The organism is Corynebacterium sp. HMSC074C05, from assembly GCF_001838325.1.
Lineage (GTDB): Bacteria > Actinomycetota > Actinomycetes > Mycobacteriales > Mycobacteriaceae > Corynebacterium > Corynebacterium amycolatum.
Window position 1 is genome coordinate 20,937 of sequence record NZ_KV836291.1, and the last position, 14,746, is coordinate 35,682.

12 protein-coding genes are annotated in these 14,746 nt (G+C 59.6%); 7 read left to right on the top strand and 5 right to left on the bottom strand.

Going from position 1 to position 14,746, the window contains the following annotated elements:
• Window positions 1-51 precede the first annotated feature (51 nt).
• The 5 genes from HMPREF3042_RS05530 (at window position 52) to HMPREF3042_RS05550 (ending at window position 5,224) form a co-directional block, all read left to right on the top strand.
• On the top strand, window positions 52-1,206 hold the full coding sequence (locus HMPREF3042_RS05530; protein ID WP_070856427.1) for a glycosyltransferase family 4 protein: 1,155 nt from the start codon (window positions 52-54) through the stop codon (window positions 1,204-1,206).
• A gap of 9 nt (window positions 1,207-1,215) precedes the next feature.
• Window positions 1,216-2,229, top strand: a complete 1,014-nt coding sequence (locus tag HMPREF3042_RS05535; protein WP_070856429.1) for an ROK family glucokinase — start codon at window positions 1,216-1,218, stop codon at window positions 2,227-2,229.
• A gap of 106 nt (window positions 2,230-2,335) precedes the next feature.
• The gene (locus HMPREF3042_RS05540) at window positions 2,336-3,127 is read left to right on the top strand and encodes a lysophospholipid acyltransferase family protein (RefSeq protein ID WP_070856430.1); all 792 of its coding nucleotides are present in this window, start codon (window positions 2,336-2,338) and stop codon (window positions 3,125-3,127) included.
• 151 nt (window positions 3,128-3,278) lie between these two features.
• Complete coding sequence (locus HMPREF3042_RS05545; protein ID WP_016423018.1) at window positions 3,279-3,770, top strand: polyadenylate-specific 3'-exoribonuclease AS; 492 nt, start codon at window positions 3,279-3,281, stop codon at window positions 3,768-3,770.
• Window positions 3,771-3,838: 68 nt separating this feature from the next.
• A complete protein-coding gene (locus tag HMPREF3042_RS05550) occupies window positions 3,839-5,224 on the top strand; it encodes a class II 3-deoxy-7-phosphoheptulonate synthase (protein ID WP_005510339.1) in 1,386 nt (461 codons plus the stop codon).
• Between the two features lie 71 nt (window positions 5,225-5,295).
• On the opposite strand, the gene HMPREF3042_RS05555 is transcribed toward HMPREF3042_RS05550, so the two are convergent.
• The gene (locus tag HMPREF3042_RS05555; RefSeq protein ID WP_070856432.1) at window positions 5,296-7,686 is read right to left on the bottom strand and encodes a Stk1 family PASTA domain-containing Ser/Thr kinase; all 2,391 of its coding nucleotides are present in this window, start codon (window positions 7,684-7,686) and stop codon (window positions 5,296-5,298) included.
• A gap of 79 nt (window positions 7,687-7,765) precedes the next feature.
• Between HMPREF3042_RS05555 and HMPREF3042_RS05560 the strand changes: the two genes are divergently transcribed.
• Window positions 7,766-8,140, top strand: coding sequence for an Rv2175c family DNA-binding protein (locus HMPREF3042_RS05560; RefSeq protein ID WP_070856434.1), 375 nt, complete (start codon window positions 7,766-7,768; stop codon window positions 8,138-8,140).
• Window positions 8,141-8,168: 28 nt separating this feature from the next.
• On the opposite strand, the gene HMPREF3042_RS05565 is transcribed toward HMPREF3042_RS05560, so the two are convergent.
• The 4 genes from HMPREF3042_RS05565 to HMPREF3042_RS05580 form a co-directional block, all read right to left on the bottom strand.
• On the bottom strand, window positions 8,169-9,149 hold the full coding sequence (locus HMPREF3042_RS05565) for a phytoene/squalene synthase family protein (RefSeq protein ID WP_070856436.1): 981 nt from the start codon (window positions 9,147-9,149) through the stop codon (window positions 8,169-8,171).
• A gap of 6 nt (window positions 9,150-9,155) precedes the next feature.
• Entirely contained in the window at window positions 9,156-10,772 is a 1,617-nt protein-coding gene (locus tag HMPREF3042_RS05570; protein ID WP_070856438.1) for an alpha-(1->6)-mannopyranosyltransferase A, read from the bottom strand.
• An 86-nt stretch (window positions 10,773-10,858) separates the two neighbouring features.
• On the bottom strand, window positions 10,859-12,559 hold the full coding sequence (gene crtI / locus HMPREF3042_RS05575; protein WP_070856440.1) for a phytoene desaturase family protein: 1,701 nt from the start codon (window positions 12,557-12,559) through the stop codon (window positions 10,859-10,861).
• 18 nt (window positions 12,560-12,577) lie between these two features.
• Entirely contained in the window at window positions 12,578-13,690 is a 1,113-nt protein-coding gene (locus HMPREF3042_RS05580; RefSeq protein WP_049182151.1) for a polyprenyl synthetase family protein, read from the bottom strand.
• 66 nt (window positions 13,691-13,756) lie between these two features.
• Between HMPREF3042_RS05580 and metF the strand changes: the two genes are divergently transcribed.
• Window positions 13,757-14,743 (top strand): methylenetetrahydrofolate reductase [NAD(P)H], encoded by a 987-nt coding sequence (gene metF / locus HMPREF3042_RS05585; protein ID WP_049192942.1) that lies wholly within the window; start codon window positions 13,757-13,759, stop codon window positions 14,741-14,743.
• Window positions 14,744-14,746: the final 3 nt, after the last annotated feature.

Consider the following 14,746-nt stretch of genomic DNA (forward strand, 5'->3'; position numbering starts at 1 on the left):
AGCGGCAGGTAACTTCGCGTCTTTTTAGTCAAGGTAGATAAACTCGACTCCATGTCTGCGCGCGTACTGCTCATTACGAATGACTTCCCGCCTCGCGATGGTGGAATCGAGTCCTACCTGCGTGATTTCTGTGCTCGTTTGGATCCAGAGAACCTCGTAGTCCTCGCATCCTCGAGAGCTTCCAAAGAAAAGCTCCACGCCTACGACGAGTCGCTACCGTACCGTGTTTACCGCATGCGTGATTCCGTGCTGCTGCCACTGCCGCACGTAGCTCGTCGCGCCGCTCAGATTATTCGCACCGAACGCATTGACACCGTCTGGTTTGGTGCCGCCGCGCCACTTGGTTTGCTTGCCGACGCATGCCGTCGCGCAGGTGCTACCCGCATCGTTGCTACCACTCACGGACATGAAGTGGGCTGGTCGATGCTGCCATTGGCCCGCCAGATGCTCGGGCGAATTGGTAAGAGTTCCGATGTTGTGACCTATATTTCCCGCTACACCCGTGGTCGTTTTGCTACAGCCTTTGGCCCGCAAACAGCGTTTGAACACCTGCCTTCTGGTGTCGATATCGAGAGGTTTTCCCCGGACCCCGAGGCGGGACAGAAGATCCGGCAGCACCACGGAATCGGTGAGTCCCAGCCGCTTATCGTCTGTATTTCCCGGCTAGTGCGCCGCAAAGGGCAAGATATGCTGATTCGCAGCATGCCTAAGGTTCTTGAGCAGCACCCAGGTGCCAGATTGCTGATTGTGGGCGTCGGTCCGTTGAATCGAGAGTTGGAAAAGCTGGCAGCAAAGCTTGGGGTCTCCGAGCAGGTCATTTTTGCCGGCAAGGTCTCCTATGATGATCTCCCCGCCTATTACAATGCAGCCAGCGTTTTCGCCATGCCCGCCCGAACCCGAGGCCGTGGACTCGATGTAGAAGGCCTCGGCATTGTCTACTTGGAAGCACAGGCCTGCGGTGTCCCTGTCATAGCTGGCAAGTCTGGTGGCGCCCCGGAGACAGTTATCGATGGCGAAACTGGCATCGTTGTCGATGGGGCCTCGCAGCGCAGCGTCGCCACCGGGCTGGTTGAAATTTTGGATGATCCGGAGCGTGCGGCGGCGATGGGAGCCTGTGGTCGGGAGCATGTTGTGCAGTCGTGGACCTGGGAGGTCATGGCTGCTCGGGCTCGCCGAATTCTCCGAACCTGCGCAATCCCTTTATAATCAACTGTTATGTCCACCGATATTCCGATTCATCCGAGCTCAGACGAGTCCGCCGCCGCTGATTGCCCGGCTATCGGTTTTGATATTGGTGGAACAAACCTGCGCGCTGCAGTGATCAGCGCTGATGGGCAGGTGTTGTATCGAGTACAGACTAGTTCTGACGGCAGTGTGGATGCCATTGAACGTGGCATTGTTCAGACATCCGAGCGCTTGGTTGAACGTTTTCCAGATGTCAGCGCCATCGGTTTAGCTGTAGCTGGTTTTTTGGATTCTGACCGCCAGACGGTTCGGTTCGCCCCGCATCTGCCGTGGCGCGATGCGAACGTCGTCAAGCGTTTATCCTTGCTTCTCCCGTGCCCTCTGCAGCTTGAGCACGATGCCAACTCGGCCGCCTGGGGCGAGTATCGCTTTGGTGCGGCTCGCGGTGCGGATAATTGGGTGCTGTTTGCGCTGGGTACGGGAATCGGTGGCGCGATGATGCAGGGTGGTGAGATTTACCGTGGCGCGTACGGCACAGCGCCGGAATTCGGCCACCTCACCGTTGTGCCGGAGGGGCGTCCCTGCTCCTGCGGAAAGCGTGGTTGCTTGGAACGTTACTGCTCGGGTACGGCGCTGGTTACCACAGCTCAGGAGCTCTCTGAATCCGGTCGCTACTTCTCGCGGCTTACCGACGGGCTCGTGGCCGGCTCGGTAACTGGTACCGATGTCGTCTCGGCTGCTCGGCAGGGAGATGAATTGGCTCTGGCTGCGATTGATGACTTTGCTACCTGGCTCGGGCGTGGTCTGTCGATGGTGGGCGATGTCTTTGATCCGGAGTTGATTGTCATCGGTGGCGGTGTTGCCTCGGCGTCTGATTTATACCTGGACAAGGCCAAGGCCGAGTTTGCCCGCAATCTCACCGGTGCTGGCTATCGTCCGGTAGCGGATGTGCGGGTCGCTGAACTGGGTGCCGATGCCGGGTTGATTGGTGCAGCGGATATTGCGCGCAGCGTCGTGGCTGCCGAGGGTGCGGCATCGTCGTAAAGCGTCAATTGGGGGGGGGATTGTAGGGGAATTCGCCCGCGAAAAGGTGGGGGAATGGCTGCGGAGATGGATCGCCGGGCCACGTGAACCTGTATAGTTTTAAACTGTGAATAATCGCTGGTACAAGTTCTTTAAGTACATCCTCATTGGCCCTTGGCTGCGGATCTATAATCGCCCGTATTACATCGGTGGTGAGAAGATTCCTCAGGAAGGTCCAGCGCTGATGGCGTCGAACCACCTTGCTGTGATGGATCACTTTTTCTTCCCACTGGTCTGCCGCCGTCAGCTGACGTTCCTGGCGAAGGCAGAGTACTTCACCACGCCGGGCTTTGTCGGCGGTATCCAGAAGTTCTTCTTCTCCTCGGTGGGGCAGGTGCCGATTGACCGTACCTCTGGTGATGCAGCTCGCGATGCGCTGAATGCCGGCTTGAAGGTGCTGTCACGCGGTGACCTGCTGGGCATTTCTTTGGAGGGCACTCGTAGTCCGGATGGTCGACTGTACCGCGGGAAAACCGGTGCGGCGCGTGTAGCACTGGAGGCCGGTGTGCCGGTGTTCCCAATGGCGATGATTGATACGGAGAAGGCCAACCCGATTGGCTCGTGGATTCCTCGTCCGGTGAAGGTGGGCACGATTATCGGCGATCCGATTGATCCGTCGGAGTACAAGGCCAAGTACAGCGATGAGTATGAAGCGGCCAGGGCACTGACGGATGACCTGATTAAGGAAATTCAGAAGCTTTCGGGTCAGGAATATGTCAATGCCTATGCGACTGATGTGAAGAAGTCCTTGGAGGCCGGCAACGGCTATCCAGCGGGAACCGAGCCGGGTGGAGAGCTGACTGTTCCGGCCCCGGGGCCGAAGCCGACCCCTCGTCGCTGGTTCCGACGCGCTCGCTAGAATAATAAGGCGCAGATAGTTTTCGCGACAGTGGGGCTGCACACTTCCTAAGGCGATTCGGTGCATGGGGAAGATTTGCTCGGTAGGGCTCCACGGTCTTTTGGTCGCGAGGTAGCCGACGCGAGGCCGAGGCTGGAGAGGATTCCACACCGTGCGTTATTTTTATGACACCGAGTTTATTGAAGACGGCAAGACTATTGATCTTGTCTCCATCGGTGTCGTAGCTGAGGACGGCCGCGAGTACTACGCGGTGTCTACCGAGTTCAATGAGAGCAAGGCTGGGCCGTGGGTGCGGGCCAATGTGCTCAATCAGCTGCCCAATCCCTCATCTCCGCTGTGGAAGAACCGGGACACGATCCGCGAGGAACTGCTGGCATTTTTCACCGAACCCGGTACGGGCAGTCCAGAGCTGTGGGCCTGGGTAGGCGCCTACGACCACATTGCGTTGGTGCAGCTTTGGGGCGATATGACCAAGCTGCCGCAGTTCATGCCGCGCTATACCCGTGAACTCAAGCAGTACTGGGAGATGGCGGGCAAGCCACGGTTGCCAAAACAGACTGCAGGTAAGCACGATGCGCTGGCAGATGCCCAGCACAATCTGCTGAAGTTTCAAAAGATTGCCCAGAAGTTGCCGCTTGATTAAGCAGCGGAATGCGAATATTTGGTGACCTGACTAACACCCTTCTGGCAGGGGCACTACAATGAACTTCTGTGAGTTGGACTATTGATCTCCCTGTAGATGACCTGCCCGATCTGCCACCGCTTCCCGGCGACATGGCTGAGCGCTTTGCTGATGTCGTATCCCGCCAAGCCCTACAGCAGCCAAGCTGGGATGCCCGCGCCGCTGCTAACGTGCGTCGCATTCTCGAATCGGTGCCTCCAATTGTGGTCGCGCCTGAGGTTCGTAAGCTTCGTCAGGAGCTTGCCGACGTCGCTAATGGTAAGGCCTTCCTGCTGCAGGGCGGTGATTGTGCGGAGACCTTTGAGTCCAATACTGAGCCGCACATTCGCGCCAATGTGAAGACCTTGCTGCAGATGGCCGTTGTGCTGACCTACGGCGCATCCACCCCGGTCGTAAAGATGGCTCGTATCGCTGGCCAGTACGCCAAGCCGCGCTCGAAGGACATCGACGGCGACGGCTTGCTTAGCTACCGCGGCGACATGGTCAACGGCGTTGAGCCGACTGAAGAAGCTCGAGTTCACGACCCAGCTCGAATGGTGCGTGCTTACGCCAATGCCTCTGCGGCGATGAACCTGGTACGTGCACTGACAGGTTCGGGCACCGCTGACCTACATCGTCTGCACGAGTGGAACCGTGAGTTCGTCAGCAACTCGCCGGCTGGTGCCCGCTACGAGGACCTGGCACGCGAGATTGATCACGCACTGCAGTTCATGGCTGCCTGTGGTGTTGCGGACTCGAACCTGCAGACCGCGCAGATTTACTGCTCGCATGAGGCACTGGTTGTTGACTACGAGCGCGCTATGCTGCGCCTGTCTGAAAACGATGGCAATCAGGAGCTGTTCAACCTCTCCGCGCATCAGCTGTGGATTGGTGAGCGCACCCGTGGTATTGAGGACTTCCACATCAACCTGGCTGCCATGATTGGCAACCCCGTCGGTGTGAAGATTGGCCCGACCACCACGCCGGAGGAGGCTGTCGCTTACGCCGACAAGCTCGACCCGTTCTTCCAGCCTGGTCGCCTGACCCTGACTTCGCGTCTGGGCAATGACAAGGTTCGCTCCGTGCTGCCTCCCATCGTTGAGGCTGTCGAAGCTTCTGGTCACAAGGTCATTTGGCAGTGCGATCCGATGCACGGCAACACTTACTCGGCCTCCAATGGTTACAAGACCCGCCACTTCGACCGCATTGTCGACGAGGTTCAGGGCTTCTTCGAGGTGCACCGCTCGATCGGCTCGCACCCGGGTGGTATCCACGTGGAGCTGACCGGAGAAGACGTCACTGAGTGCCTCGGTGGCGCGCAGGACATTTCCGATGTCGATCTGCCAGGCCGTTACGCATCTGCCTGTGATCCGCGTTTGAACACTCAGCAGTCGCTGGAGCTGGCCTTCCTGGTTGCCGAGATGCTGCGCAACTAGTTGCAACCAGCTCAGCTAGGTACAACTAGCCCAGCTAGTGCAGCACCGCACTCAGTAGAGCGCCGCATTTTTTACAGAGTGCTGACCGAAATGCTGTCACCCGCCGTGGCCTTAGCGCCCGGTCGGGGTGACTGCAATACGATGCGATCGTCATCGTTCGCAGAGCCGTCGATGTCGAGCTGAAGATGCTGTTTCTCCGCTTCACGACGTGCCTGCGCAACAGTTTTACCTAGCAGCTGCGGAACCTTCACTGCTCTGGACACGGTCAGCGTGACAGTCGCATCATTAGGGTTAACCAGACGACCTGCACTCGGTGAGACTGCGTCAACACGGCCGTAGTCGCGCGAGGAGGAGGACGCGTCCTTTACTTCGCTTACCTCAATGCCCTCACGCTGCAGAATTTGACGAGCAGTATCCTCCGACTTGCCCACTACATTGGGCACTTCGATGCCGTTGTTAATGGTCAACGTCACAGAACTACCGCGTTCGAGGCCAGTGCCTTCCTCAGGAGACACGGAAAGAACCTCGTCCGGCTCAGCAGAGGAGGAAAACTCCGCCGATACCTCCCGGACTTCCAGCCCGGCCTTGCTCAACAGCTCACGAGCTTCATCCTCTTGAAGCCCCACGATCTTTGGCACCTTCACCGGTGCTGGCCCCTTGGAGTAATGCACAGTCACAACTGAGCCAACTTCGACGGTCTGTCCTGGAGCAGGAACCGCAAAGACCAAGCCGCCCGTGGAGACATCATCGGAAAAGACGGGGTCTCCGACCTCTTCTTTCAACGTCCGCTTAGCTAGGGCAGCGCTGAACACTTCCTTTGAGTGGTTCGCGGGATATGCGGGCACAGTCGGGCGGCCAAGGCTGACCAGTACGCGAACATCATCACCTCGGACAACCCGCGCTCCAGCCAGAGGGTCCGAGCCAATAATCTGGGACACTGCGACATCGTTGTCGTAGCGCTCATCAACCACCGGTTCAAAGCCCGCCTCACTGATTGCGGTCATCGCCTGTGGTTGTGACAGCCCAGTGATAGAAGGCACTTCGCCGTAACGGCCAGAGCCCAGCCACCATGCGCCAAGCCCCATGCCCAACGTGGCAACCAGGGCGATAATCAGCCACAATGCACATCCACGGCGCGTCCGCTGTCGGGTAGCTCGACGGCTCTTCGGCGTCTGAGTCTGAGCAGATCGCGGCTGCGGATGCTGCGGGTGCTGTGCGCCCTGAGTGTCCGGCGGCAGCGGATATTCCGGAGCACCCGGGACGTCGGCTGGTACGAGAGCTCCACCAGACGGCTCCGGGGATTCCCAACCAGTGGGGTTGTACCCATCATGGCGGTCAAAAGTGCGTGTCCGCCCCGCATCTGGGTCGTCGAAATCGGCGAAGATGTTCGGTGGTCCCGGTGGCGGAGGAGCTTCTGGGTAGCCGGGGGTGTCCGTCGACAAGCCGTAGCCAGCATAATCAACGTGACCGAAGCGCTCGGGTGTCGTCTCTGCGGTGTCGTGGTGGTCATCCACCTGGTCGTTGTCCCGGGGGACTGGACGGCGAATGTCCGGGATGGGGTCCTCGATAGCGACGGCGTTGGCGGCAGCCGAATTCACAGGGGAAGGTACTCGGAACGGCGGCAAGTCCAATTCGTACACAATATCTTCGAGCGCATCGGCGAATTCCTCGGCGCTTTCAAAGCGGTCCTCCGGCCTGCGAGCACAGGCTCGGGCGACCAACTCGTCGAACTCCTCTGGAACGCCGTCGATGAGTTCGGAAGGCGGAGGGACATCTTCGTTCAGGCGCTTCATAGCGACACCGAGTGAAGTATCGGCGATAAACGGGGTAGTGCCGGTCAGCAGCTCAAAGAGCAAGATACCGGCGGAGTACACGTCGGAGGCGGGGGAGATGGATTCGCCCGTGACCTGCTCTGGGGCGAGATAAGCCACGGTACCGACGATGACCGAGTTAGAGGTCACCTTGGCATCAGCAGCCGCGCGTACCAGACCGAAGTCCGCCAGCTTCACGCGACCGTAGAAGGAAATTAAAACGTTTTCCGGCTTGATATCGCGGTGCACCATACCACGGGAATGTGCCACCGACAGGGCACGCAGAACTGAGCGCATCACGACGGCAGCTGCATGCGGTGGCATTGGGCCGCGCTCACGGAGCAGCTCGCGCAGTGTGCCGCCGTCGATGAACTCCATAATGAGGAATACGTGTCCAGCCGGGTCTGTGCCCTGGTCGTAGACATTGACCAGTGACTCATCATCGAGGTGCGCAACCGCGCGGGCCTCGCGTTCGAAGCGGATACGGAAGGACTCGTCGTTGACAAAGCGCGGATCCATGACCTTCGCGGCCACCCTGCGATCGAGCCGCAAATCGGTGGCGCAGTACACGGTGCTCATCCCACCGTGTGCGATGGTGGCTCCAATACGGTAGCGACCATCGAGAATCTGCCCCTCGACAAGCTGCGACATAAACCAGCCTTCCCTATTCCAATCAGTTGTTTCCAACAAGTATATGGGGACGTACCTACCGCGAAGCCAACGCGCTAAAGTGACCAGTGTGAGAAAGATTCCAACTTGCCACGATGTCCTCAGCGCCGACGAACCCACTCTTGCGCTGCCCGATGCCGCCGACCTCATTGGTGTCGCTGTCACCCGTATTCACGCATTGCTGCAGGAGGGGCGCCTTATTGCAGTCAACCGCGATGGCATCCCACAAATTCCCGCTCGCTTCTTCGAGGGCGACGAAGTCGCTCGTTTTGTTCCCGGCGCACTCGCATTGCTTGCCGACGGCGGCTATACGCGAGAAGAAACGCTGGAGTGGCTATTCACCGAAGATGAATCTCTGCCTGGGCGTCCGGTGGATGCCTTGCACGGTCACCTCGCACGCGAAGTAATGCGCCGCGCACAGGCTATGGCGTTGTAAAACCCGGACGGCGTCCTACGCCCGCGCCCTACGCCCCCGATAGCTCCTGTCGTAATCGCCCGGCCACTGCTGTGAAAAGCAGTGGGAGGGCGATTTTTGCTTTTCGAGCGCGTCCCACGTGAGCGCGTTGCGCAAAGACGTTGTAGTTCATGCGCTCAATTTCGCCGAGAATATCAGAGTAGAGAATCTCCGCGGCACGGATAGCCTGACGCCCTGGCACCCCCAACATGTCCACGCCGCTGCTGGCTTCGGCATAGAGCGCGCGGTTGCGAGCGATGAAGTAGGCCAATGCCTGACGTACCGCCGGGGTCGTCTGTCCCGTGGCGGCGCAGTAGCCGATTTCCTCGGTACCCACTCCGAAGGCCTCCCACTCATTCAGCGGTAGGTAAATACGGCCACGGCGAAAATCCTCGGCGATGTCGCGGAGGAAATTTGTCACCTGAAAGGCTTTTCCCAGGCACTCTGCGTAGGGGGTGGCTTCCTCACAGGAGACCCCTGTGCGGGTGCCTAGGATGGGCATCATCTCAAGGCCGATGACTGCTGCGGAGCCCCACATATACGAGTCGAGCTGCTCCCATGTTTCAAAATGCGCAATATGGCAGGATGTGTCGGGCACGTCCATCAGCATGGAGTGAACAAAATCCGCAGAGAGCTGTGGATCGATGTCGTAGTCGCGAAAAGTCTGTGCGGCCGCCGAGATGACGGCACGGTCGCGGTCGCGGTGGACGTCGTCAAGCGAACCGATGACGACAGCTGAGTGGAAAAGCTCGCTTAAGCGTGTGACCGTGGCTTCGATGTGCGTGGGCGAGCGGTCGGCATCGGCGGGGCAGTCGACGTAGTCATCGACGATGCGGGCCCAGGCGTAGAGGGACCACACCGCACGCTGTTGGCGGGGTGTCAAAAGCCTCGTGGCCAGGGAATACGTGCGACCGTGGGAGGTCATAATATCGCGGCAGAGCTCGTAGGACTGTGGCAGCGCGATGGTCGAGAGAGGCTGTGGGGTGGGCATGGACAACTATGCGACCTCGGTCGACCGCGGCAGGGGCGCTACCGTGGAATCCGTGTCTGCGGTGGTTTTATCGTCGCGCCACGGGTATTTCCAGCTGAATTTTCCAGTGGTCAGCCAGCTGACGGCCAACCAGCCGAGAACGGTGATGATGGCCATCCAGGGCACGTCGTAGAAGCGGTGGTTGCCGCCGCCGGCGAACGACAGCGACAGGATGAATGTGAACAACACGGTGCCTTGAATCACCCATCGTGGCGGGCGAATCGTTCCCATGGGAGTCAGCAAGCTGGCGTAGTACCAGGGCAGTGCCACGGCATTAAAGACGCAGGCCACCACATATGCGGCAATCATGCCAGCGACATTGTTACGAGGGGTGGCTCGGAAGTAGAACCAGGAAATAACGAGCCCCACCAGCATGATGACGGAGGAGACCACGCGTGTGTGGCTGACGATGACGTTGAAACCGATGTCGTCGTTGAACCACGCCATGACACCGGAGACCACACCAGCTACCGCTGACGGTGCTGCCAGGGGGTTAATCACCTTGGTGTTGCCACTGATCTCAGAGATCCAGCCCCAGCTCGAGCCGGTCAGCCACGTCACCACTGCAAGCGTGCCGACGCAGACTGCGACCAACGCGATGCCCACACCGGCAATCGCCGGAATCTTGCGCAGCATTTCTTGAACTGTGGCGATGGGCTCGCGCCTGGTCAACACAATCCACACGACGAAGGGCAGCGCCAGGATGGCGGTGGCCTTCAGCGCGACGCCGATTCCGATGAGGACAGCGGCGACCAGGCCACCCCGCATGTGCTCCATGCGCAGTGCGGCGACGAGCGCCAAGCTGACCAAGCCGACCATCAGTGCTTCGTTGTGCATACCCGCAATCAGATGCAGTAGCACCAGTGGATTGAGTACTCCGAGCCACTGTGCGAAAGCCGGATTTGCTCCAAGCTCCCGGGCGATTCGCGGGATCGACCAGACAATGGCGGCGAAGCCCAGCAGGCACACAATGCGGTAGAGAATCACGCCGACGGTGATGTTGTCGCCGACAATCCGCGTGATGACCTCTCCAATTCCCAGATGCAGCGGGCCATACGGGGTGGTGGTGTTCCGCCAGTCTGCGGATACCTCCAGCAGCATCGGCCCTGGATTAGCTGCAGCTCCCTCGGTGTAGGGATCAAACCCATCGCGGACCATCGCACCCTGCATGAGATACGAATAGACATCGCGAGAGAACAGCGGTGCGGCCAGCGCGAGGGGAATTGCCCAGGCCAACAGGATTGAATTAAACCGACGCAACGTGGACTCATCGCCGCCAGCGTGCGCTGACGCCATAGCATCTGCTGTGGCTCCAGAATGGGCAGAACCGGCCACAATGTCCCGGATAGTCCCCTTCGAGAACAGCAGTTTCCGCCCGATGCGCAGCCACGAAATAAGCAGCAGGGCGATACCTACCCAAATCACAATCTCACAGAAAATCTGACCGTGACCGTAGGTGATCCAGTCGAGTCCCAGAGCGTGGACAAGGCCGCCACGGTAGCGGTTCGCACCGGAACCGTAGGAGCCCAGAGCAATGAGGATGCCACCGTAGACACCCAGCTGAGCACTCCGCGATAAATTCATGTCAACCTAAACAATCGATACATTGCTGATGCATTAATCCTAGTTGGTCAGTGACCACCGGCAGACATCCGGGAGACATTCAGGAGCTAAGGCGTTTCAAACCGCTGTGCCGCAAGTCGTCCAGAAATCATGACCGTCGGCACGCCAACTCCCGGCACCGTCGTCGATCCCGCCAGCGTCAGATTCTTTGGCATCTTCGGAGAGAAGTTGCGGGGACGGAATGGCCCCGTCTGTCGGAACAGATGCGCCAGCCCAAACGGCGAGCCAACGCCCATGTCACGTTCTTGCCACTGTTGAGGGGTATCGATCCGACCGACTCGCCACTTCGTAGAGATCCCGGTCAGTCCGCGCCGCTCCAGCTCAGCGGTTATTTTCGCGACGTAGTCCCCACCGATTCGCGACCAAATCAGATTGGCCGACTGCAAGTTGGGGCACGGCGCGAGCACGCTGACAGGCTCCCACTGCACGCCGTTCGCATCTGTGACGATACGCTCCGGCGCGCTCACCGCAGGCCGGGTGACCAGCAATGACGGGTCCGACATTAGCTTTCCATGACGCGGTGACGAGATTTCTTCAAAGGTCTCGTTCCACTTTTCGCCAAACGAAATCAGGTGATGCCGTTTCGGCCACGTCGTCGTCTCCGAAACCGGAATCAGTCCGTGCGCCACCACCGCCGATGGGGAAAATCGAACCGGGAACAGCCGCCGCGCTCCTGTCCGCTTTACGACGCTCCGAAGGCCTCGCCACTTCGATGAGCTACTGGCGGCAGAGGTAGTCGCGTCGTGAAGCCAGCTCTGCACCACAGGTAAATCGGTAGTAGCGATGACGGCATCGGCGGGACGCTCGCCAGTTGCCGTGGTGACGGCGGAGACAAAGCCTGCCTCGTCGAGCTTCAGCCCAGTGACATCAACGCCGAAGTCGATGGTGCCGCCAGCTCGACGGACGGCCTCGGCGAGCAACTCGCTGACGGCGCCTATACCCGAACCAAATGCGGGGGAGTGCGGATAGTAAACCCCCATCGAGGTATCCATGTGGGAAATGCAGCCGTAGACCGCACGGGCCTTAGCAGGAGGTACACCTGCGTAAAGCGCCTGGAAGCTGAAAACGCGAGCGAGATCATTATCTCCGAGGAAGGCACGAATCTTAGGTTCGAGGGCGCCGAAGGCACCGAGTCGGAGGAGCGTAGTGAGGTCGCGAAGCGCGCCGGGCCCGGTGAATAGGTCCGTAACGCGGTCAAAGCTGCGGGACATGAAGTTGTCGAAGCAGGCATTGAAGAGACTTTGCAGCCATGCGCGGAGTTTGCGGTAGCCGGTGACGGTGGAGTCAGAGGCGCCGAAGCGGGCGAGCTCATCGGCCATCATGTCTTCGTTGGAAAACACGTCGAGCCCGCCGCGGGTGGCAAATTCCGCACGGTAGGTGGGCGTGATTGGGGAGGCCGAAAAACCCGGGTCGATATCGCGCGCGTAGAGGCCGACGGCGGCGAGGGCATCGTCGACAAGCGAGGGCATGGTCCATACAGTTGCGCCAGTGTCGAAGACTGCGATGAGCGATTGCTCGTCGATGTCGACGGTGACGGGTTCACTGGCGCAGCGTCCGCCGACGAAACTTTCCCGCTCGACAACGGTGACATCGTAGCCATCGGCGATGGCGTAGAGCGCGGCGGTAAGTCCGGACAGGCCTGCGCCGATGATGGTCAGTCGTGGTTTGGCGCCCTTATGAGGACGAGTGATCGCACGTCGCAGACGCGGGGAATTACTGAGGGCACGAGTGGGGGAAGCAGCGGGCATGACTACGCAACACCTGGTCTAATGCTGACGAGCGGTGGCGCGAACGCCCATAGCAATGAGGTTCTCGCGCGAGGTTGCAGGCAGGTCTGCATTCTCGATAGTGGAGAAAGCGCGGCTGGTCAGGCGGTCAATTTCACGTTCGACGGCATCGGCAGCTCCGGATTCAGCGATAAGATTGCGTAGCTCATCGATTTCTGCAGCAGACGAGACTGTTCCCAGGCGTTCATCGATAAAGCGGGCCTTTTCAGGTGCGGAATCGCGGTAGAGGCTCAAAGCCTGGCCGACCAGGACGGTTCGCTTGCCCTCGCGGAGGTCATCGCCGGCGGGCTTGCCCGTGACTTCGGGATCACCGAAAACGCCAAGCTGATCGTCGCGGAGCTGGAATGCCACGCCGATATCGCGGCCGAAGCTGCGGTAGGCCTCAACCAATTCCGCTGGCGCGCCGGCAATCGCGGCACCAATGTGGAGAGGCCGCTCGATGGTGTAGGCGGCGGTCTTGAACAGATTGATTTTCTCAGCGGTCTCGACGCGACTGTCCCGGCTGGCTTCGGCCGTGATATCGAGCAGTTGGCCGCCAAGTACTTCAGTGCGCATAGCCCGCCAGGGGACAAGTGCGCGGGTTAGTGCCTCCGAGCTGAGACCTGAAGAGTGCATCATGTCATCAGCCCAGGTCAAAGCGACATCGCCAATGAGAATTGCGGCCGAAATACCGAAGCGGTCGGCGGCTCCATTCCAGCTATTGGCCTCGTGCTTGGCCTCGAATACCTTGTGGATAGTCGGTGCGCCACGGCGCGTATCAGCGTCATCGATGATGTCGTCATGAATGAGTGCGCAGGCTTGAATGAGCTCCAGGGCACTCACCGCGTTCATCACAGCCTGGGAATCCTCTGCTGGGGAGAAACGGCCTTCGAGTCCGCCTGCTCCCAACCACCCCTGCCAGGCGAAGGCTGGACGCACGCGCTTGCCCCCATTGAGGACGAAGGAGTGGAGCGAATCTATGGCCTCGGTGTACACCGCATCGACCGACGCGACATCGTCGCCACGGCTTTTGAGGTAATTCTCCAGCGTTTTGGTAACAGCAGCTGGTACTTCGCGGGGCTGCAGCGCGGCCAAATCCAGTTCTTCGCTCATGTGAGCCTCTCGTCGATGACGGGTAATGCTGACTCAAGAATAGGACACCGCTTAGTATGAGTGACTATGTCCTCAACAATGCCACTGTCGCCAGGCCGCCAAGTGACGATCCGCCAGGCTCTTTCAATGCCGAGCGCGGGCAGTATTCCCTTCTCGGTCGAGTTCATGCCTCCGCGTGACGACGCGGCCGAGGAACGTCTTCTCCGAGCAGCTGAGGCTTTCCATGATCTTGGCGCCTCCTTTGCATCGGTGACATACGGCGCCGGTGGTTCTAGCCGCGACCGCACCCTGCGAATCGCCCAGCGCGTTTCGAAGCAGCCGCTTACAACGCTTGTGCACCTGACATTGGTAGAGCACACCGTCGACGAGCTGCGAGAAATCCTGCGTTCTTACCTCAGCGCGGGGCTGACGAATCTGCTCGTTCTGCGTGGCGATCCGCCGGGAGACCCCCTCGGTCCTTGGATGGAGACCGAGGGTGGTCTGCACTACGCCAGCGAGCTGATTGAGCTGATTAAGGCCGAGCCGGAGTTCGAAAAATTTGAAATCGGCATTGCGTCGTTCCCGGAAGGACACTACCGCTCGCCAGATTTGGACCATGACACGCAGTACACGCTGGCCAAGCTGCGCGCGGGAGCCGAATACTCGATTACTCAGATGTTCTTCGATATTGAGCACTACTTGCGCCTTCGAGACCGCCTGGTGGAAGCCGACCCAGTGCACGGTGCCAAGCCCATCATTCCGGGGCTGATGCCGATTACGTCGCTGCGCTCAGTGCGCAGGCAGGTTGAGCTCTCAGGGGCTCAGTTGCCATCCGATTTGGAGGAACGCCTGATTAAGGCAGCAGATGGTGACGAGCAGGCCAATAAGGATGAGATTCGCAAGATTGGTATCGAGTTTTCGACCAACATGGCAGAGCGTCTCATCGCCGAAGGCGTGCCGGGGCTGCACTTTATGACTATGAACTTCGCCCGCGCCTCCCAGGAGGTTTTGCACAACCTCGGCATGGCACCCGCATGGGGCACCGGCCAGGATATGCTGCGCGGCGGTTTTTAATTG

What these genes read in the sequence shown, in the direction of transcription:
- crtI (WP_070856440.1), bottom strand. Translation starts at nt 12,559, where the DNA reads ATGCCCGCTGCTTCCCCCACTCGTGCCCTCAGTAATTCCCCGCGTCTG.
- HMPREF3042_RS05535 (WP_070856429.1), top strand. Translation starts at nt 1,216, where the DNA reads ATGTCCACCGATATTCCGATTCATCCGAGCTCAGACGAGTCCGCCGCC.
- HMPREF3042_RS05580 (WP_049182151.1), bottom strand. Translation starts at nt 13,690, where the DNA reads ATGAGCGAAGAACTGGATTTGGCCGCGCTGCAGCCCCGCGAAGTACCA.
- HMPREF3042_RS05530 (WP_070856427.1), top strand. Translation starts at nt 52, where the DNA reads ATGTCTGCGCGCGTACTGCTCATTACGAATGACTTCCCGCCTCGCGAT.
- metF (WP_049192942.1), top strand. Translation starts at nt 13,757, where the DNA reads ATGTCCTCAACAATGCCACTGTCGCCAGGCCGCCAAGTGACGATCCGC.
- HMPREF3042_RS05570 (WP_070856438.1), bottom strand. Translation starts at nt 10,772, where the DNA reads ATGAATTTATCGCGGAGTGCTCAGCTGGGTGTCTACGGTGGCATCCTC.
- HMPREF3042_RS05565 (WP_070856436.1), bottom strand. Translation starts at nt 9,149, where the DNA reads ATGCCCACCCCACAGCCTCTCTCGACCATCGCGCTGCCACAGTCCTAC.
- HMPREF3042_RS05555 (WP_070856432.1), bottom strand. Translation starts at nt 7,686, where the DNA reads ATGTCGCAGCTTGTCGAGGGGCAGATTCTCGATGGTCGCTACCGTATT.